At 67.3% G+C, this 18427-nt stretch carries 16 protein-coding genes; 4 read left to right on the forward strand and 12 right to left on the reverse strand.

Annotated elements, in window-relative coordinates; translation table 11 throughout:
- Positions 1-10 precede the first annotated feature (10 nt).
- The 4 genes from AC099J_RS24860 to AC099J_RS24875 all read right to left on the reverse strand — a co-directional run bounded on the left by AC099J_RS24860 (position 11) and on the right by AC099J_RS24875 (position 3048).
- On the reverse strand, positions 11-988 hold the full coding sequence (locus AC099J_RS24860; protein ID WP_479617966.1) for a beta-ketoacyl-ACP synthase III: 978 nt from the start codon (positions 986-988) through the stop codon (positions 11-13).
- A gap of 9 nt (positions 989-997) precedes the next feature.
- The gene (gene plsX, locus AC099J_RS24865) at positions 998-2050 is read right to left on the reverse strand and encodes a phosphate acyltransferase PlsX (RefSeq protein WP_479617967.1); all 1053 of its coding nucleotides are present in this window, start codon (positions 2048-2050) and stop codon (positions 998-1000) included.
- A 118-nt stretch (positions 2051-2168) separates the two neighbouring features.
- Positions 2169-2351 carry a 50S ribosomal protein L32 gene (gene rpmF / locus AC099J_RS24870; protein WP_005794249.1) on the reverse strand — a complete coding sequence of 61 codons (183 nt, stop codon included), beginning with the start codon at positions 2349-2351 and terminating at the stop codon, positions 2169-2171.
- Positions 2352-2493: 142 nt separating this feature from the next.
- A complete protein-coding gene (locus AC099J_RS24875) occupies positions 2494-3048 on the reverse strand; it encodes a YceD family protein (protein WP_479617968.1) in 555 nt (184 codons plus the stop codon).
- 26 nt (positions 3049-3074) lie between these two features.
- On the opposite strand from AC099J_RS24875, the gene AC099J_RS24880 reads away from it, so the two are divergent.
- Both AC099J_RS24880 and AC099J_RS24885 read left to right on the forward strand, forming a co-directional pair.
- Positions 3075-3683 carry a Maf family protein gene (locus AC099J_RS24880; RefSeq protein WP_479617969.1) on the forward strand — a complete coding sequence of 203 codons (609 nt, stop codon included), beginning with the start codon at positions 3075-3077 and terminating at the stop codon, positions 3681-3683.
- Positions 3680-4435, forward strand: coding sequence for an SAM-dependent methyltransferase (locus AC099J_RS24885; RefSeq protein WP_479617970.1), 756 nt, complete (start codon positions 3680-3682; stop codon positions 4433-4435). The genes AC099J_RS24880 and AC099J_RS24885 overlap by 4 nt, the downstream gene beginning before the upstream one ends.
- An 11-nt stretch (positions 4436-4446) precedes the next feature.
- On the opposite strand, the gene AC099J_RS24890 is transcribed toward AC099J_RS24885, so the two are convergent.
- Genes AC099J_RS24890 through AC099J_RS24905 form a run of 4 tightly spaced genes read right to left on the reverse strand, consistent with a single transcriptional unit; the run spans position 4447 to position 7522 of the window.
- A complete protein-coding gene (locus AC099J_RS24890; RefSeq protein ID WP_479617971.1) occupies positions 4447-5424 on the reverse strand; it encodes a S49 family peptidase in 978 nt (325 codons plus the stop codon).
- A gap of 29 nt (positions 5425-5453) precedes the next feature.
- Entirely contained in the window at positions 5454-5816 is a 363-nt protein-coding gene (locus tag AC099J_RS24895; RefSeq protein ID WP_479618016.1) for a Rieske (2Fe-2S) protein, read from the reverse strand.
- A gap of 19 nt (positions 5817-5835) precedes the next feature.
- Positions 5836-6495: an HAD family hydrolase gene (locus tag AC099J_RS24900; protein ID WP_479617972.1), complete on the reverse strand. Its 660-nt coding sequence runs from the start codon at positions 6493-6495 to the stop codon at positions 5836-5838.
- A complete protein-coding gene (locus AC099J_RS24905) occupies positions 6476-7522 on the reverse strand; it encodes an RluA family pseudouridine synthase (RefSeq protein ID WP_479617973.1) in 1047 nt (348 codons plus the stop codon). The genes AC099J_RS24900 and AC099J_RS24905 overlap by 20 nt, the downstream gene beginning before the upstream one ends.
- Before the next feature lie 545 nt (positions 7523-8067).
- Here AC099J_RS24905 and AC099J_RS24910 point away from each other — a divergent pair.
- Entirely contained in the window at positions 8068-11247 is a 3180-nt protein-coding gene (locus AC099J_RS24910; RefSeq protein WP_479617974.1) for an Rne/Rng family ribonuclease, read from the forward strand.
- 84 nt (positions 11248-11331) lie between these two features.
- Here AC099J_RS24910 and AC099J_RS24915 read toward each other — a convergent pair whose 3' ends face one another.
- From AC099J_RS24915 to hemC, 4 genes are read right to left on the reverse strand one after another with little or no spacing between them, the layout of a single operon-like run.
- On the reverse strand, positions 11332-12612 hold the full coding sequence (locus AC099J_RS24915) for a heme biosynthesis HemY N-terminal domain-containing protein (RefSeq protein ID WP_479617975.1): 1281 nt from the start codon (positions 12610-12612) through the stop codon (positions 11332-11334).
- Between the two features lie 6 nt (positions 12613-12618).
- A complete protein-coding gene (locus tag AC099J_RS24920; RefSeq protein WP_479617976.1) occupies positions 12619-13674 on the reverse strand; it encodes a uroporphyrinogen-III C-methyltransferase in 1056 nt (351 codons plus the stop codon).
- Positions 13671-14471, reverse strand: coding sequence for a uroporphyrinogen-III synthase (locus tag AC099J_RS24925; protein ID WP_479617977.1), 801 nt, complete (start codon positions 14469-14471; stop codon positions 13671-13673). The genes AC099J_RS24920 and AC099J_RS24925 overlap by 4 nt, the downstream gene beginning before the upstream one ends.
- Positions 14472-14490: 19 nt before the next feature.
- Complete coding sequence (gene hemC / locus AC099J_RS24930) at positions 14491-15405, reverse strand: hydroxymethylbilane synthase (RefSeq protein ID WP_479617978.1); 915 nt, start codon at positions 15403-15405, stop codon at positions 14491-14493.
- Between the two features lie 89 nt (positions 15406-15494).
- Between hemC and ppc the strand changes: the two genes are divergently transcribed.
- On the forward strand, positions 15495-18419 hold the full coding sequence (gene ppc / locus AC099J_RS24935) for a phosphoenolpyruvate carboxylase (protein WP_479617979.1): 2925 nt from the start codon (positions 15495-15497) through the stop codon (positions 18417-18419).
- The last annotated feature ends 8 nt before the right edge of the window (positions 18420-18427 follow it).

Below are 18427 nucleotides of genomic sequence, written 5' to 3' on the forward strand. Positions count from 1 at the left end.
GCCATCGAGTTCAGAGGGTCAGCAGAACCGCGCCCCAGGTAAAGCCGCCGCCGACACCCTCGAGCATCAGCAACTGGCCCTTCTTGATCTTGCCGCTGCGCACACCGGCATCCAACGCCAGCGGAATCGAGGCCGCCGAGGTGTTGCCATGCTGGTCCACTGTCACGAGCAACTTGTCGAAAGGCAGCTTCAGCCGCTTGGCCGTTCCTTGCATGATGCGAATGTTGGCCTGATGCGGAATCAGCCAGTCGATCTGGTCGGCCGTCTTGCCTGCCTTGAGCAGGGTCGCGCGCGCAGCTTCCTCCAGCACGCCGACCGCCAGCTTGAACACGGCCTGGCCGTCCATTTTCAGCAAGGGATCGCCCACGACATGTCCACCGGAGACATGACCTGGCACACAGAGGATGCCGACATACTTGCCGTCGGCGTGCAAGTCGCTGGCAAGGATGCCCGGGGTCTCGGAAGCCTCGAGCACCACTGCACCGGCGCCGTCACCGAACAGCACGCAAGTCGTGCGATCCGAGAAGTCCAGGATGCGGGAGAACACTTCGGCCCCGACGACCAGCGCACGCGTCGCTGCGCCTGATCGGATCATGGAATCGGCCACCGTCAGCGCATAGACGAAGCCACTGCAGACTGCCTGGAGGTCGAAAGCCGGGCACCCGGCGACACCGAGCTTGTGTTGCAGGATGCACGCGGCCGATGGGAACACCATGTCAGGAGTCGACGTCGCCACGATGATCAGGTCGATCTGATCGGCCGTCACACCAGCGGCCTGCAGCGCAGCCTGCGCGGCTGGGAGGGCCAGATCGCTGCAAGTCACATCGGGCGCTGCGAAGTGGCGCGCCCGGATGCCGGTCCGCTCGACGATCCACTCGTCGGAGGTTTCGATGCCCTTGCCTGCAAGCTCAGCCGCCAGATCCGCATTGCTCAATCGCCTTGGGGGCAAGAAGCTTCCGGTTCCTGTGATGCGTGAGTAAGTAGGCATGGATTTTCGTTAGTGCACCGCAGAGACCGGCGACACCAGGGCGCCGGGGTCGACGGGTGCCTGCGTCAACACCGTGCGCGCGATGCGCGCCTGCACGCGGTCCAGCAGCTTGTTGCGCGCCGCATCATACCCGCGGTTCAAGGCCTGTTCGAATGCGAACGCATCGGCCGATCCATGGCTTTTGAAGACCAGCCCACGCAAGCCCAACAGGGCAGCGCCGTTGTAGCGACGGTGGTCCATGCGACGCTTGAGCGCCTGCAACACCGGGTAGGCCAGCAGCCCAGCGGCCTTGGTCAGCAGGCTGCGCGAGAACTCAGCCCGTAGGAAGCCGCCGATCATGGTTGCCACACCTTCGCTGCTCTTCAGCGCGACATTGCCCACAAAACCGTCGCAGACGACGATGTCGGTCGTGCCCTTGAAGATGTCGTTGCCTTCGACGTTGCCGCGAAAGTTCAGATTGCCGGCGCTGGCGGCAGCCTGGAGCAGTTCGCCAGCCCGCTTGATGACTTCGCTGCCCTTGATGGTCTCTTCACCAATATTGAGCAGGCCGACCGAGGGCTCATCCACATTGTTCAAGACAGATACCAGCGCTGATCCCATGACGGCGAACTGCAGCAGGTGCTCAGCCGAACAGTCGACATTCGCGCCCAAGTCGAGCACGGTGGTCGCCCCGCCACGGGCGTTGGGCAACTGCGTGGCGATCGCCGGGCGGTCGATGCCCGGCACAGTCTTGAGCAGGTAGCGCGCAATCGCCATCAAGGCGCCGGTGTTGCCGGCAGAGATGGCCACATCGGCGGCCTGATCTTTGACCTGCATCACGGCCACACGCATGGAGGAATCTCGCTTCTTGCGCAGCGCGACCTCGACCGGATCGTCCATGCTGATCACTTCCGTCGCCGCAACGATGCGCGCGCGAGGATGTGAGAAAGCGGCGAGAGCGTCAGGCAGCCCTACGAGCAGGAGTTCAGCATCCGGGTGTGCGGCCAGAAACGCGGTGCACGCGGGCAGGGTGATCCGCGGCCCGTGATCACCCCCCATGCAGTCAACAGCCAGCTTGATCATGGAGTTCACTGCAGGACTGCCGTCCATACGCTAGTGGCAACAAATGGACAACCATCGGCGCAAAAACAAAGGCCCGCAGCTACAGATGTCGTAGCGACGGGCCTGGCAGCCGAGAAGATCAGGCTTCGGATTTGTTCTTCAACACCTGCCGGCCGCGGTAGAAACCGTTGGGGCTGATGTGATGGCGCAGATGGGTTTCGCCGGTGGTCGGCTCGACCGCGATGCCGGGCACGTTCAGCGCATTGTGCGAACGGTGCATACCGCGCTTGGACGGGGACTTTTTGTTTTGCTGGACTGCCATGCTTGGCTCCTGGACGAGTAGGGATTGCAACAATCGCACCACACGACATGGTGCAAGCTGGCCAAACGGACGATCGGTGCAAAAGCACACTAGGTCCATGGCGCGCGAAGCCCACGATTATAGCCCAGGCCGTACGGGCCAGCTAGTGGTCGTCCTTGCCCGGTCCGATCTTCAGGCCCGCCAGCGCGTTGAACGGGTTCGGCTTGGCTTGCTGGGCTTCCTCGAAGTCGGCATCCACATGCTCCATCGGAACCGCAGTCGGGCAAGCTTCGTGGCGCGGCACCAGCGGCATCGCCATCAGCAGTTCGTCCTCGATCAAGGCCATGAGGTCGAACTGAGGATCGAGCACCAACACATCTTCTTCCGCTTCTTCGTCCTCGGTGTCGGCCGTCGCCTCGTCGGCCACGAACCGGAACCAGCGGTCGACAGTAAGCGCCAGATCCACGGGCTCCAGGCAGCGCTGGCAGATTGCGGGCAGCTCGGCCTGGACTTCGAGGTGCAACCAGACCTGCGAAAGACCCGCGACAAGACGCATTGCACCCTGCGCCTGCCAATGCACCACCTGGTCGCCAGCGGGGCCCGCGGCCTCTTGCACCAACCGTGGAAAGTCCGCCAGCGGGCTGACTTGTCTGCGTGCGCCGCCCGATCGGGCGAAGGCCTGGACATCGAAACCAGGCGCCAGCTTGTCGGAGTTCATGCAGGGCAGTGTAAGAGAATCGCCCCATGCCATCTTCCACCCCGCCTGCCCTGCAGGCCAGGCTGATCCTTGGGTCGACCTCGCGCTACCGCCACGAACTGTTGACCCGACTGCGGTTGCCGTTCGACGTGGTCGCCCCCGATGTCGACGAGTCACCGCGGCCCTCCGAATCACCCGCTGACCTGGCCTGCCGACTGGCCCTGGCGAAGGCGCGGGCCGTGTCGGCGCTGCACCCAGATGCCGTGGTCATCGGCTCCGACCAGGTGGCGGACCTGCACGGGCGCCCGCTCGGCAAGCCCGGCAACCATGCCCGCGCAACCGCCCAACTGCGCGAGATGCGCGGCCAGACCGTGGTGTTCCAGACCGCCGTCAGCGTCGTGCATGTGGCGCGCGGATTCGAGCAGACCGCGCTGGCCGCCGTTCAGGTGCGCTTTCGCGCCTTGGAAGACGCAGAGATCGAAGCCTATTTGCAAGCCGAACAGCCTTACGACTGCGCCGGCAGCGCCAAGAGCGAGGGCCTGGGCATTGCATTGCTCGATGCGATCGTGAGTGACGACCCGACCGCCTTGATCGGCCTGCCGCTGATCCGCACCTGCCAGTTGCTGCGCGCTGCCGGTCTGACGGTGATCGGATGACGGGCCGCCTGTACCTGGTGCCAGCGCCGCTGGATTTCGGCTGCGCCACCCAAGCGGCGTTGCAGGACGCCATTCCGCTCGGCACGCTGCAGGTCGCGGCCAGACTGCAACATTGGATCTGCGAGAACAGCAAGAGCACGCGCGCCTATCTCAAGCGTGTCGATAGCGTCGTCCCGTTGGCAACGCCGATCCAACAGCTGACATTGACCGAGCTGCCGCGCGAGGTCCACAAGAAGGGCGACCACGGCCCAGGCTTTGACGCGGCGCCGTTGTTGGCTGCGGCCATGCAGGGGCATGACATGGGACTGGTCAGCGAGGCCGGCATGCCCGCTGTTGCGGACCCTGGCGCCTCGGTGGTGCGCGCCGCCCATGCGCTCGGCATCCCGGTGACGCCGCTGGTGGGGCCCAGCGCCATCCTGCTGGCCGTGGCGGCCAGCGGCCTGAGCGGCCAGGATTTCGCCTTCGTCGGCTATCTGCCGCAGGATGCCGACGCCCGGGCCCAGCGCATCCGCACGCTCGAATCTTTGGCACTGAAGACCGGCCAGACCCAGCTGTTCATCGAAACGCCCTACCGCGGCGAAGTGCTGCGCCGCGCGCTGTTGCAGACGTTGCAACACAACACGCGGCTGGCGATTGCCAGTGGTCTGACATTGGCGGGAGCGCAGGTCGTCAGTCGCACGGTGAAGGAATGGCGGCAGCAGGAAACTGTTGCCCTGGCCGACATGCCGGCCATGTTTGCCATCGGACGCTGAGGCGCCCGGCCTCAGCGGATCGCAGGCAGCGACCTGAGCGCCCGCACGGCGCCCTCGCCAAGTGCAGCGCCGAACCGCTTGGCCAGGCGTTCGGCTACATTGTCGCGCCGGGTGTAATCGATGATTTCCTCGGCCTTGACAACGTCCCGCGCCACGGAATCCAGATTGCCATACGCATCCGCAAGGCCCTGCTCGACCGCCTGTTCACCGCTCCAGAAGAGGCCGCTGAAGGTCTCCGGCGTCTCCTTGAGTCGATCGCCACGGCCGGTTTTGACGACCGCGATAAATTGCCGGTGGATGGTGTCGAGCATGGACTGCGCCAGCGCACGCTGCGTCTCACTCTGCGGGCTGAACGGGTCCAGGAAGCCCTTGTTCTCGCCAGCCGTCAGCAGCCGCCGCTCAACGCCCAGCTTGTCCATGAGCCCGGTGAAGCCAAAACCGTCCATCAACACGCCGATGCTGCCAACGATGCTGGCTTTGTCGACATAGATCTGATCTGCCCCGACAGCGATGTAGTAGGCGGCGGAAGCGCAGGCCTCTTCCACGACAGCATAAACCGGCTTCTTGTGGATCGCCTTCAGGCGCAGGATCTCGTCGTTGATGATGCCGGCCTGCACCGGGCTGCCGCCGGGTGAATTGATGAGCAGCACGACAGCCTGCGCACCTTCGTCCTCGAAGGCGCTGCGCATGGCGGCGATCACGAACTCGGCACTGGCATCGGCGCCGGAGGCGATCTCACCCTTGATCTCGACAACCGCCGTGTGCGCCACCGTCTTGTCGGTCACCGGAGACCCACGCGACAGCAGCACCCACGCCATGCCGACGAAGAACACCAGCCAGGCCAGACGCAGGAAAGTCTTCCAGCGCCGCGAGGCCCGTTGCTCCTTCAACGAAGCAAAGGCAAGCCGCTCCAGTGTGTCGCGCTCCCAGCGCAGGTCGGAAGGTTTGCTGCCGGCCTCAAGAGAACTGGGGTACTGCGGATCGCTCATAGGGGTGAAAAGCCGAGGTGGTCGGCCTGCTAGAAATCAAGAGGCTGCAACTGTTCACGAGTATGCCAGTGCACGACGCCATCGAATTCGGACAATTCGATCTTGACCAGCCCACCCCGACACGGCCCACCGGCGCACGCGCCCGTTTCTGGCTGGTAGGCGGCGCCATGCGTGGCGCACAGCAGCCACTGGCCGGAATCGTCGAATACACGGTTTGGCTGGTAGTCCAGTTCCATGGCGACATGGGTGCAGCGATTCAGGTAGGCATGGGGCAGCCCATTGAAGCGCACGGCGAACGCCCGGCAAGTCATCCCCTGATAGAGCACGTCGAACGGCACCGCAGCGGCGCCGTCGCCCAAGTCCCTGGAACTGCACAACGCCACGACGTCCATGTCCACGTGCCCGCCAGCTTCAAGTGGGCCCGAGCAGCCAGTCATGCAATTCGCGGACCGAGTGGGCCACGAACAGCGGACGCAGGCTGGCGAACTCGCCAAACGGATGGGCGCCGTAGCCCACGCCCACACTGGGACAGCCAGCGTTCACGGCCATCTGCAGGTCGTGCGTCGTATCGCCCACCATCAAGGTGCGACCAGGGTCGACACCGAACTGGCGCATCAGTTCGTGCAACATCCGCGGATGGGGCTTGCCGGCAGTTTCGTCGGCCGTCCGGGAACCGTCGAACAGACCTTGCAGCTCGACCGTCCGCAGGGCTTCGTCGAGGCCGCGCCGCGACTTGCCCGTGGCCACGGTCAATAGAACCTGCTGCGACTTGAGCTGTTCCAGCATGCCCAGCACGCCGGTGAATAACACGATGTCGTGCTGGTGCGCCGTGTAGTGGTGGCGGTAGCGCGCCCCCAGTTCCGGGTAACGCTCCTTGGGCACGTCCGGCGCCGCGTGTGCCAGCGCCTGCGGCAGCGCCATGCCGATCACGAAGGACGCTGCCTCATCGCTGGGCACGGCCCCGCCGACGTCGCGCACGGCCTCCTGGATGCAACGGGTGATGATGGCCGTCGAGTCGAACAGGGTGCCATCCCAGTCGAAGGCGATCAGGTCAAATTTTCGGGCTTGCATGGACAGATTGTGCTGTGGCCGGAGGGTTGGGACGGGTCAGGCTGGCCAGAAAGTCTGCCAGCGCAGGGGGCAACGGCGCCTCGATCTGCAGCACCTCACCTGTTGCCGGATGGTTCACCCGCAGACGCCAGGCGTGCAGGAACATCCGCGAGAGGCCCTGCGAGCCCAGGGATTTGTTGCGGGCGAAATCGCCATACTTGTCGTCCCCCGCGATCGGGTGGCCTTCGCTGGCCAGATGCACCCGGATCTGGTGCGTGCGCCCGGTCTTGATGGTGACCTCCAGCAAGCTGAAATCCGCGAGTTGCTCGGCCACCTTGACCAAGGTGATCGAGCGCATGCCTTCCGGATCGTCGCGCGCCGCCACGCGGACGCGGCGCTCGCCCTCGGCACCGGGCTTGGCCGGCAGCAAAAACTTGACCAGTGACTTGTCCAGTACCTTGAGCCTGGCAGGCCAGGCGCCCAGCGTCAGCGCCAGGTAGGTCTTGCCCGTCTCGCGCTCGCGAAACTGGTCCTGCAATTGCTTCAGCGCGCTGCGCTTCTTGGCGATCAGCAGCACGCCCGACGTCTCTCTGTCGAGCCGGTGCACCAGTTCCAGGAAAGGTGCCTGTGGCCTGGCCATGCGCAACTGCTCGATCACACCGAAGTCGATGCCGCTGCCGCCGTGCACCGCCACGCCGGCAGGCTTGTCGATGGCCAAAAAGCTGTCGTCTTCGTGCAGCACCGGAAAATTGCGCCACGGCGTGGCCTGCGCCATGGCGGCGGATTTGAGTTCGACCCGCTCGGACACGCGCACCGGCGGCAAGCGCACGCTGTCCCCCTCGGACAGCCGTGTGCTGGCAGCCGCACGGCCCTTGTTCACGCGCACCTCGCCGCTGCGGATGATCCGGTACACATGGCTCTTGGGCACGCCTTTGAGTTCGCGCACAAGGAAGTTGTCCAGGCGCTGGCCATCGGCGTCAGGCCCGACCGGTACCAATTTGCTGGCAGGCACGGCGGACTGGCTCTGTGCACCTATAATCTTTTTCACCAGCGTCTAGGCCTAAGTGCTTGATAAATCACGAGTTTAGAGCACAACTCGCCGACGCTGCGAGGCGATGTCACTCCGAGGCGTCGGCTGTCGATCCTGTCCGCACTGGTCAGGGTGGCAGCAGGCGTCGACCGAGGCGGACCGACGCAATTGAAACCCTGATACGGAATACCCCAAACCGGGCTGACCACCATGTACTGCATGACGGTCAGCTTGGCGGATCTGAGCAAGACATGGTGCACAGACTGACGATGCGAACCTGCCTGCGCTGGCCTCTGCCAGCGTGGCCCGGCTCTGGCACGCGCCGCGCACCATCCCGGCAAACTTCGTCTCACGCCGCATCGGCGCCATGGCGGAGCCACCTGCAACTTGCACCCATCCACGCGCCCATGCCCCACCTGAAGAGCTAGGTGCTCGCAGGTGTCGGCTCTCCGGCAATTCCCTTCGTTTCAAGCGCGTCGTTCAGGCATCAAAGGTTCCCACCGAACCGAGACGTTTTGACGACACACCGGGTCTCGCAAGAGCCCACTGAAGGACCGCTACCCATGAAACGGATGCTGATCAATGCCACGCAGGCCGAAGAACGCCGCCTGGCCATCGTCGACGGGCAGAAGCTGCTCGACTATGAAATCGAGATCGAAGGGCGCGAACAGCGCAAAGGCAACATCTATAAAGCCGTTGTCACCCGGGTCGAGCCCTCGCTCGAAGCCTGCTTCGTCGACTATGGCGAAGATCGCCACGGCTTCCTGCCGTTCAAGGAAATCTCCAAACAGTACTTCGCCGAAGGCGTTTCGGTCAGCCAGGCGCGCATCAACGATGTGATCCGTGAAGGCCAGGAACTGCTGGTTCAGGTCGAAAAGGAAGAGCGCGGCAACAAGGGCGCGGCGCTGACCACGTTCATCTCGCTGGCGGGGCGCTATGTGGTGCTGATGCCCAACAACCCGCGTGGCGGTGGCGTGTCGCGCCGCATCGAAGGCGACGACCGCGCCGAGCTGAAGGAGGCGATGGACCAGCTCGAGCACCCCAAGGGCATGAGCATCATCGCGCGCACCGCCGGCATCGGCCGCAGTGCTCCCGAGCTGCAATGGGACCTGAACTACCTGCTCAAGCTGTGGAACGCCGTCGAAGGCGCGGCCAAGGGACTGCGCAAACCTGAGTTGATCTACCAGGAATCCAACCTGGTGGTGCGTGCGCTGCGCGACTATTTCAACCATGACATCGGCGACATCCTGATCGACACCGACGACGTGTACGAGCAGGCCCAGCAGTTCATGGCGCATGTGATGCCCGAGCACGCCGCCCGTGTGAAGCGTTACCGTGACGACGCGCCGCTGTTCAGCCGCTTCCAGATCGAGCACCAGATCGAATCGGCCTATGCCCGCACGGTCAACCTGCCCTCCGGCGGCGCCATCGTGATCGACCACACCGAGGCACTGGTCTCGGTGGACGTGAACTCGGCCCGCTCCATCCGCGGCGGTGACATCGAGGAGACGGCCACCCGCACCAACCTGGAAGCCGCCGAAGAAGTGGCGCGCCAGATGCGGCTGCGCGACCTGGGCGGCTTGATCGTGATCGACTTCATCGACATGGAAGAAAGCCGCAACCGTCGCGACGTCGAGAACCGCCTGCGCGACTCGCTGCGACAAGACCGTGCGCGCGTGCAGTTCGGCACCATCAGCAAGTTCGGCCTCATGGAAATGAGCCGCCAGCGCCTGCGCCCGGCATTGTCGGAAGGCTCGTCCATCCCCTGCCCGCGTTGCGGCGGCTCCGGCCACATCCGCGACACCGAAAGCTCGGCGCTGCAGATCCTGCGCATCATTCAAGAAGAAGCGCAGAAGGACAACACCGCCTCGGTGATGTGCCAGGTGCCGGTCGACGTCGCCTCGTTCCTGCTGAACGAGAAGCGCACCGAGATCGCCAAGATCGAGCTGAAGCAGCGCATCAACGTGCTGATGGTGCCCAACAAGACACTGGAAACGCCGAACTACAAGCTCGAACGCTTGAAGCACGACGACCCGCGCCTGGACCACATGGAGGCCAGCTACAAGATGGCCGACGAGATGGAGGACGCGACCGCCGTCACGCGCCGCTCGCAAGAGCCCACCAACAAGCAGACGCCTTTGATCAAGGGCGTGCTGCCCGACGCGCCAGCGCCGCAACCGGTGGTCAAGGCCGTGCAGGCCCCCGCCCCTGCCCCGGCGCCCGTCGCACCGACCGTGGTCCCGACCCCGGCGCCCGCGGAAGCCGAAAAGGGATTCCTCGGCTTCATCAAGGGCTTGTTCGGTGCGCGTCCGGCACCGGCGCCGCTGCCCCAGCCGCCCGTCGCCGCGCCGGCTCCGGCCGCTGCACCTGTCGGCGGACAGGACAGGACCCCGCGTCCACCCCGCGCTGATGGCCAGGGCGGCCGTGGCCGCGGTGGTCGCAGCCGCCAAGGCGAGGGCCGGGAAGGCCGCGAGCCTCGTGAAGCCCGCGAGGGACGTGAGGCCCGCGAAGGCCGTGAAGGCCGTGAAGGACGGGACGTACGTGAGGGCCGCGAAATCCGCGAGCCCCGCGAGCCCCGCGAGCCGCGCGCACCGCGCGAAGGCCAGCAGCCACGCACCGAAGAACTGCGCGCCGAAGGCAGCGTGGACACGCAGCCACGCGGCAACCGCGGTGGCCGTGGCGGCCGTCAGCGCCAGGATGGCGAGGCCCGTCCCCCGGTGGACGGGGACGTCATGCCGCAGGACGGCGCTGGCGAAGCGCCTGTCGGCGAGCGCACGCCCCGGCCGCCGCGCCAGGCTGGCGAACGCACTGAGCGCCCCGAAGGCCGTGAGCCCCGTGAACCGCGTGAGCCGCGCGAGCGCGGTGGCCGAGGCCGTGGCCGTGGCGAAGGTGGCCGAGAGCGCGACATGAGCGAGGCAACCGGAGCCGACGTCCAGGGCGACCTCGAGCAGGTCGCGCCGCTGGAGCGTGAGCCGCAGGCCCGGTCGGAGCGCCCGTCGTACTTCTCGGCACCCGATGCGACGTCGATGGAGCCCGTGGAGACCGCTCTTCCAGCCGGCGCGTCCGAAGAGGGTGCGGAGAACGCCCCGGACGTGGCCGCGACTGACGGTGAGGAGGCCCCGCGCCGCGAAAAGCGCTCGCGGGACCGTTATGGCCGCGACCGCAAGGACCGTCCGGCCCGCGCGCCGGCCGCCGAGGTGGCCGACGCGAGCGAAACGGCGGAGATGGCCGAGGCGACCTACGCGACCGAGAGCACGCGCCCGGCCGCTGTCGAAGCCATGGCCGTGGAGCCAGCGCCGGCATTTGCACCAGCACCCGCGCCCGCGCCTGCACCTGCACCCGCACCTGCACTTGCAACGGCGCCAGCCCCGGCCCCAGTGGCACCGGCACCGGTTGCTGTGATGCCTGCACCTGCCCGCTCCGTGCCGCCCATGCCAGCCGTCGCGTCGGTCATGGCAGCCCCGTCGGCCCCGACAGTGACCATTGCGCCGGCCAACGGCCTGCCGAAGGTCCAGGTGTTCGACCTGCCGGTATCGGAGTTGGAGCAGGTGGCCCAGGGCTCAGGGTTGCAGTGGATTTCGACCGACGCCAGCAAGAGCGCTGCAGTGCAAGCCGCCATTGCCGCCGAGCCGCGCCCAGTGCATGTGCCGCGCGAACGCCCGCCCGTCACCGTGGTGGCCGACGAGCCTTTGGTGATGGTCGAGACGCGCCGCGATCTGCGCGACATGAACCTGCCGTTCTGACCGCAACGTGCGCCCAAGAAAAACCGCCCCTCGGGGCGGTTTTTTCATGGGGCGTGGATGCGCGTCAGATGGGGCTGGTGCGAACTACAGCAGTGCGGTCTGGCGCCAGGCATGCTGGGCGGCTGACTGGTCATCGCGCTGCTCGGCCAGAGCAGCCAAGGCGCGCCAGCCGCTGCGTCGCAACGGCACGTCCGTCAGGTGCGTCACAGCCTGGGCCAGCAGCAACTGGGCCTTGCCCCACAGCTGGTGCTGCAGGCAGGCAATGCCGGCCAGGTACTGCAGTTCCGCGCTGCGGGGGTGACGCAGCTGAGCCGCCTCGATGCGCTCTAGCCACTGCAGATCGGCGCTGCCGCCATCGGCGCCGAAGGCGTCTTCCATTGCCCGGATCAGCTTGACCAACAAGGGCCCCTGGTCCGCCAGCGACGGCTGGCGCATCAGGTCGTCCCACACGGGCTCCAGCCACTGGCGCGCCAGTGTCGCGTCACCCTGCAGATGCACGAGCCGCTGAGCGGCGCAGACGGCGACGTCGGGCATGCGGCGTTCGGAGACCTCCAGCTGGGACCAGGCCCGCTGCAGCTGAGATGGGTCATGGGCGCCCTGGATCAACTCCAGAGCCAGGCCCTTGAGGATCAGGGGGCCCGCATCGCTCGAGAAAGCGCGGTGCTTGGCCAGCAGCCGCGCGGTCTCCAACGCAGGCAGCGTCTGCTGCGCATGGCGCGTGGCTTTGAGCCGCGCACGCAGGGCCAAGGTGCGCCGCGCCGCACCCTGCGGCATGTCGTCCAGCCAACGCAATGCCGCTTGTGGATCACGGTCGGCCAGCGCCCAGCGCGCGGCGCGCATCTGCACGCCTTCGCGCAGTTCCTGGGATTCGCGCGCCCCGGTTTCAGCCAGCGCCGACTGCAGGTGCTGGTCGCGCGTGGCGCGGTCCTGCAAGGCGTGGGCGCTTTCGGCCGTGACCAGGTGCGAGATCGCGCGCAATCGGGTGGCGTGCTGCAGCTTGTGGCCGCTGGCGGTCAGGGCCTCTTCCTGCACCAGCGCGGCTTCGGCTGCCCTGCGCGCTCGCAGGAAACGGCCTGCCAGCAGGTGCATCAGCCCCTCCAGCACCGCAGCGTGCGTGGCCCGCTCGCGTTGCTGCACGCGCCAAAGCTGTACCTGACGCGGCATCGAGAACAGCGCCGCCACCCCCCGCAAGGCGAAGTGCATCAGCGCAAAGCCGCCCACCAGCAGCAGCAGCACCAGGTTCAGCGAGACGTCGATGCGATACGGCGGCCAGTACAGCGTGACGGTGCCCTGGTTGTTCCCCACCAGCAGCGCCACCGCCACGGCGAGACCGAACAGCGCCAGGAGCCAGGCGAGCGCGCGCATGCCGCGTTAGCGTCCGGCTGCCGCGGTGGCCAGCGCGGAGAGCGTTTCGTCCACGCGTGGCAGTTCGACCACCGTGAGCTGCGACTGGATTTGCGACAGACTCTCGACCGCCGCCTGGGTGCGTCGCGATGCCGGATCGAAGTAGCGGTTCAACAGAAAGGCAGCCGCCGCAGCGTCCGCGCGCGACGACTCGAACTGGCGGGCCAGCAGGCCCATGCGCGCATTCAGCAGCTTGAGCTTCAAGTTCTCGCGCAGGAAATACGACTGCTCCGGCGCCACCAGCGCCGCCTCGGGTTGGTCGATGCGCGACACGCGCAGCAACCGCGAGGCCTCGGCGCGCACCGTGTCCAGCGCACGCATCCACCAGCGCTCGTCCGGCGCAGGAGCCGTTGCACGGTCGGCCAGCGACCTGGCCGGCACCGTGGCGTTGAGCAGCGGCACGCTGTCGACCTGACGCGCCAGGTCATCGAGCTTGGCGAGCAAACCCTGCGTGTCCATGGTCTGGGTGGAACGGATGCGCTCGATATCGCGGGCGATGGCACGGCGCACCGGCTCCAGGCGCGGATGGGCGGCACGTTCGACGCGCTGGTCCGCCGTGCGCAGCGCGGCAAGCAACGGCTCCACGCTCAGCGTCAGCTGGGCTTGTTGCTGGGCCAGCCGCAAAGACGATTCGATGTCGACCACCAGGGTTTCATCCCGCGAGCGCGACAGGCTCAGCATCAGGTCGTCGAGCTGGGTACGCTGCAGCGTGGCCTCGCTCAGGCGCGCATCGGACACCGCCTGACGGGCGGCGGTTTCGCGGGCGAGATCCTGCGCCTCGCGCGCCAGACTGCGCGCCTCCAGCGACTGCGACTGCGCATCCGCGCTCTGGCGCGCCAGGTTCTCCTGGACGCCCGCGAGCTTCTGCCACAGCAGCCCATTGGCCACCAGCGCCACCACGACCAGCAGCGCCAGAAACAGCACCAGCACGCGGGAGGCCGAGGGCGACGCGGCCCTGCTTGGGCTGGCCACGCTGGCCGTGGCCGCACCGGGCGTGGTCGCTTGGGGCATCTCGGCGTTCATTCGAACGATTCTATCGACGCAAGAAGGTCGTCCAGACCGGGCCGAGAGGCCTGCACGTGGCCAAAGCCGAGCGCCTGGGCGGCCTGCGCGATGCGCGGATGCGTCGCCACGGCACGGGCCTGTTCCCAGGTGTGGCCGGGCAGCAAGCGGGCCAGGTGGCGCACGGCATCGGAGCTGCTGAACAGCCAGACCGTGCCATCGCCAGCAGCAGCCCGGGCCAACGCCAGCTGCGCCGCATCCCACTGTGGCAGGCCGCGTCCATAGGCCACGATGGCATCGACCTGCGCGTGCGCCGCGGTCAACTGATCGGCCAGCCAGGGGCGCCCGGCCAGTTGCCCCTGCGCATCGGCCCCGCGCACGATCAGCACATGGGCGCCGGCCAGGGGGCCGTGGGCGATGCTCTGCCACAGCGCCTCCGAATCGAACTGCGCAGCATCGGCCGGCGGCGCGTCGACGCAGGCAACGTCAACGCCCGCGTCCAGCAGGGCCTGCGCCGTGCCGGGCCCGGTGGCCCAGGCGCGCGCTGCAGCCGGCCAGTGGCACGCGGCGGGCCGGGCGGCAAAAAAGGCATGGACGGCATTGGCGCTCACGAACATCACGGCGTGGTAGCGAGCCAAGCCCTGCCAGGCCGCCACCAACGGCGCCGGCTCGGCCGGCTCGATCGCGATCAGCGGCAAGGCCTGTGCGATGTAGCCCCGTGCCTGCAGCTTGGCGGTCCAGCGCAACGCCTCGCGCAGAGGCCGCGTGACCAGCACGCGCGCGGCTGGGGCCCTGGCGCTTGAGAGGCCATTGCTCAAGCGGCTGCCCCTCAAACTCTCAACCCGCACCACCCGCGCGCAGGTCTGCCGCGACGCGCACACCCAGCGCTTCGGCCTGCTCCAGGCTGGCCACGGCGTCGGTCGCCTCGGCGCGCACCAGCGGCGCGAAGGTCTGCGCATCGCCCCATGCCGCCTGCAGACGCAGCGCCGTGCCATGCCAGCGCGCGTGGGCGGCCAGTGGCATCGAGCAACTGCCCCCCATCGCACGGCTGACGGCGCGCTCGGCCGTGACGGCCAGCCAGGTCGGCATGTGCGCGAGCGGCGCCAGCGCCAAGGCCAACTCGGGCCGGTCGGACCGCAATTCGATGCCCAGCGCGCCCTGCCCGGCCGCCGGCAGCATGGTGTCGGCGTCGAACAACTCGCGGATGCGCGAGACCAGGCCCAGCCGCTTGAGGCCCGCAGCCGCCAGCACGATGGCCGCGTAATGTCCCTCGTCGAGCTTGCGCAAGCGCGTGTCCAGGTTGCCGCGCAGGGGCTGGATGTCCAGGTCCGGCCGCAGTGCCTTCAGCAACACGCTGCGGCGCAAGCTGGAGGTGCCGACCACGGCGCCGTGCGGCAGTGCTTCCAGGCTGGCGTGGTCGGGGCAGACCAGTGCGTCGCGCGGGTCTTCGCGCTCCATCACACAGGCCAGCACGAAGCCTTCCGGCAGTTCCATCGGCACATCTTTGAGTGAATGCACGGCCAGATCGGCACGGCCTTCTTCGAGCGCGTTTTCCAGCTCCTTGACGAACAAGCCCTTGCCACCGACCTTGCTCAGCGAGCGGTCCAGGATCTGGTCGCCCCGTGTGGTCATGCCCAACAGTTCGACGCCGTGGCCGCGCTGCGTCAGCAGCGACTTGACGTGTTCGGCCTGCCACAGGGCCAGGCGGCTTTCCCGGGTGGCGATGACGATGGGAGCAGTGGAGGTGCGCACGCAGTAACCAAGTTGTAATCGATCGCGGGGGCCGGATGCTAGCATGGGGTAAACCTCATAGCGGCCACTCAACACGCGCCGCGCAGCCCATGAAAACACAAGATCAGGCCGCCACCCCTCCTCCTGTTTCGACCAAGGCTGCAGCCTCCCCAGCCGCACCTCGAACCCGCGCATCGACACGCGACAACGAACGCCCGCTGGTCGAAGACATCCGCCTGCTCGGGCGCCTGCTCGGCGATGTCATCCGCGAGCAGGAAGGCGACACCGCCTACGAGCTTGTGGAGCAGGTGCGCAAGCTGTCCGTCGCGTTTCGGCGCGATGCGGACCAGGAGGCCGACAAGGCGCTCAAGAAGCTGCTCAAAGGCCTGTCGGGCGACCAGACGGTCAGCGTGATCCGCGCGTTCACCTACTTCAGCCACCTGGCCAACCTGGCCGAAGACCGGCACCACATCCGCCGGCGCAATGTGCACGAGCGCGCCGGCGACACGCAGGAAGGCAGCGTGGATGTGGCCTTGTCGCGCCTGCGCTGGGCCGGCATTGCGCCCAAGGCCATTGCGATGACGTTGGCGCACAGCTACGTGTCGCCGGTGCTGACCGCGCACCCGACCGAGGTGCAGCGCAAGAGCATTCTGGACGCCGAGCGCGTCATCGCCCAATTGCTGACCGCGCGCGACGAGATCCGCATGCGCGCGTTGCTGACCAGCGCGGGCAAGGACGCGCTGACGCCGCGCGAACTGGCCGCCAACGAAGCACAGCTGCGGGCACGCGTGATGCAGCTGTGGCAGACACGGCTACTGCGCTTCTCCAAGCTCACCGTGGCCGATGAGATCGAGAACGCGCTCTCCTACTACGAAGCGACTTTTCTGCGCGAGATCCCCAAGCTCTACGCCCACCTGGAACGCGAGTTGGGCAACCAGCCGGTGGCCAGCTTCCTGCGCATGGGCCAGTGGATCGGCGGCGACCGCGACGGCAACCCCAACGTCAGCGCGCAGACCATGGAATACGCGCTGCGCCGCCAGTCCGAGATCGCGCTGCGCCACTACCTGACCGAGGTGCACCACCTGGGCGCCGAGCTGTCGCTGTCGGCCCGGCTGGTCGACATCCCGCCGGCCATGCACGCCCTGGCCGAGCGCTCGCCCGACACCAGCGAACACCGCAAGGACGAGCCCTACCGCCGCGCGCTGACCGGCATGTACGCGCGCCTGGCTGCCACGCTGAAGGACCTGACCGGGGGCGAGGCGGCCCGCCATGCGGTGGCGCCCCAGAACGCCTATCTGCGGGCCGAAGAGCTGCTGGCCGACCTGCGCACGATCGAGACCTCGCTGAAGTCGCACCACGGCGGCGCCTTCGCGGCGCAGCGCCTGCACCCGCTGATCCGCGCGGTCGATGTGTTCGGCTTCCACCTGGCCACGCTGGACCTGCGCCAGAGCTCGGACAAGCACGAGGAAGTCATCGCCGAACTGCTGGCCACCGCCCGCGTCGAGCCGCGCTACGCCACGCTGGACGAGACCGCCAAGCGCGAGCTGCTGATGCGCCTGTTGAACGACGCGCGCCCGCTGCGCGTGCTGGGCGCCCAGTATTCCGACCTCGCCAAGCATGAGCTGGCCATCTTCGAGATGGCGCGCAGCGTGCTCGACCGCTATGGCCGCATGGCGATCCGCCACTACATCATCAGCCACACCGAGACGGTGAGCGATCTACTGGAAGTGCTGCTGCTGCAAAAGGAAGTGGGCCTGATGCACGGCGTGCTGGAAGAGCCCAAGGGCGCCGGCGCCCGCACCGAGGGCGCCACCTGCGACCTGATCGTGGTGCCGCTGTTCGAGACCATCGAAGACCTGCGCAACGCCGCGCCCATCATGCGCGACTTCTACGCGCTGCCCGGCGTCGCGAGGCTGGTGCAGCGATCGGGTGCCGAGCAGGACATCATGCTGGGCTACTCGGACAGCAACAAGGACGGCGGCATCTTCACCAGCAACTGGGAGCTCTACCGCGCCGAGCTTGCGCTGGTGGACTTGTTCGACCAGTTGGCCAACAGCCACGACATCACGCTGCGCATGTTCCACGGCCGCGGCGGCACGGTGGGCCGCGGCGGCGGCCCGAGCTACCAGGCCATCCTGGCGCAGCCCCCAGGCACCGTGCGCGGCCAGATCCGCTTGACGGAACAGGGCGAGGTCATCGGCTCCAAATACGCCAACCCCGAGATCGGCCGGCGCAACCTCGAAACGCTGGTCGCCGCCACGCTGGAGGCGACGCTGCTGCAACCCACCAAGGCGGCGACACCAGCGTTCCTGACGGCGGCAGCGGCCTTGTCCACCGCCAGCATGGCGGCCTACCGCCAACTGGTCTACGAGACACCGGGCTTCACCGAATACTTCTTCGATTCCACGCCGATCCGCGAGATCGCCGAACTCAACATCGGCTCGCGGCCGGCCTCGCGCAAGGCCAGCCAGAAGATCGAAGACCTGCGCGCCATCCCCTGGGGCTTCAGCTGGGGGCAGTGCCGCCTCACGCTGCCCGGCTGGTATGGGTTCGGCTCGGCTGTCGAGGCCTATCTGGCAGGCGAGCCCGCCACCGAGACCGGCGCGCGCAAGACCGCAGCCGCCAAAGACCGGCTGGCCCTGCTGCAGAAGATGTACCGCCAATGGCCGTTCTTCCGCACGCTGCTGTCCAACATGGACATGGTGCTGGCCAAGAGCGACCTGGCACTGGCCTCGCGCTATGCGGAACTGGTGGGCGATGCGCGGCTGCGCAAGAAGGTGTTCGGCGACATCGAAGCCGAGTGGCACCGCACGGCCAAGGTGTTGACGCTGATCAGCGGCGAGAAGCAGCGCCTGGCCGGCAATGCCGCTTTGCAGCGCTCGATCCGCCACCGCTTCCCCTACATCGACCCGCTGCACCACCTGCAGGTGGAACTGGTGCGCCGCTACCGTGCGGGCCAGGGCGATGAGCGGGTGCAGACCGGCATCCACATCTCGATCAACGGCATCGCCGCCGGCCTGCGCAACACGGGTTGACGCCCCGC

The organism is Rhodoferax sp. RT4P68 (assembly GCF_056521305.1).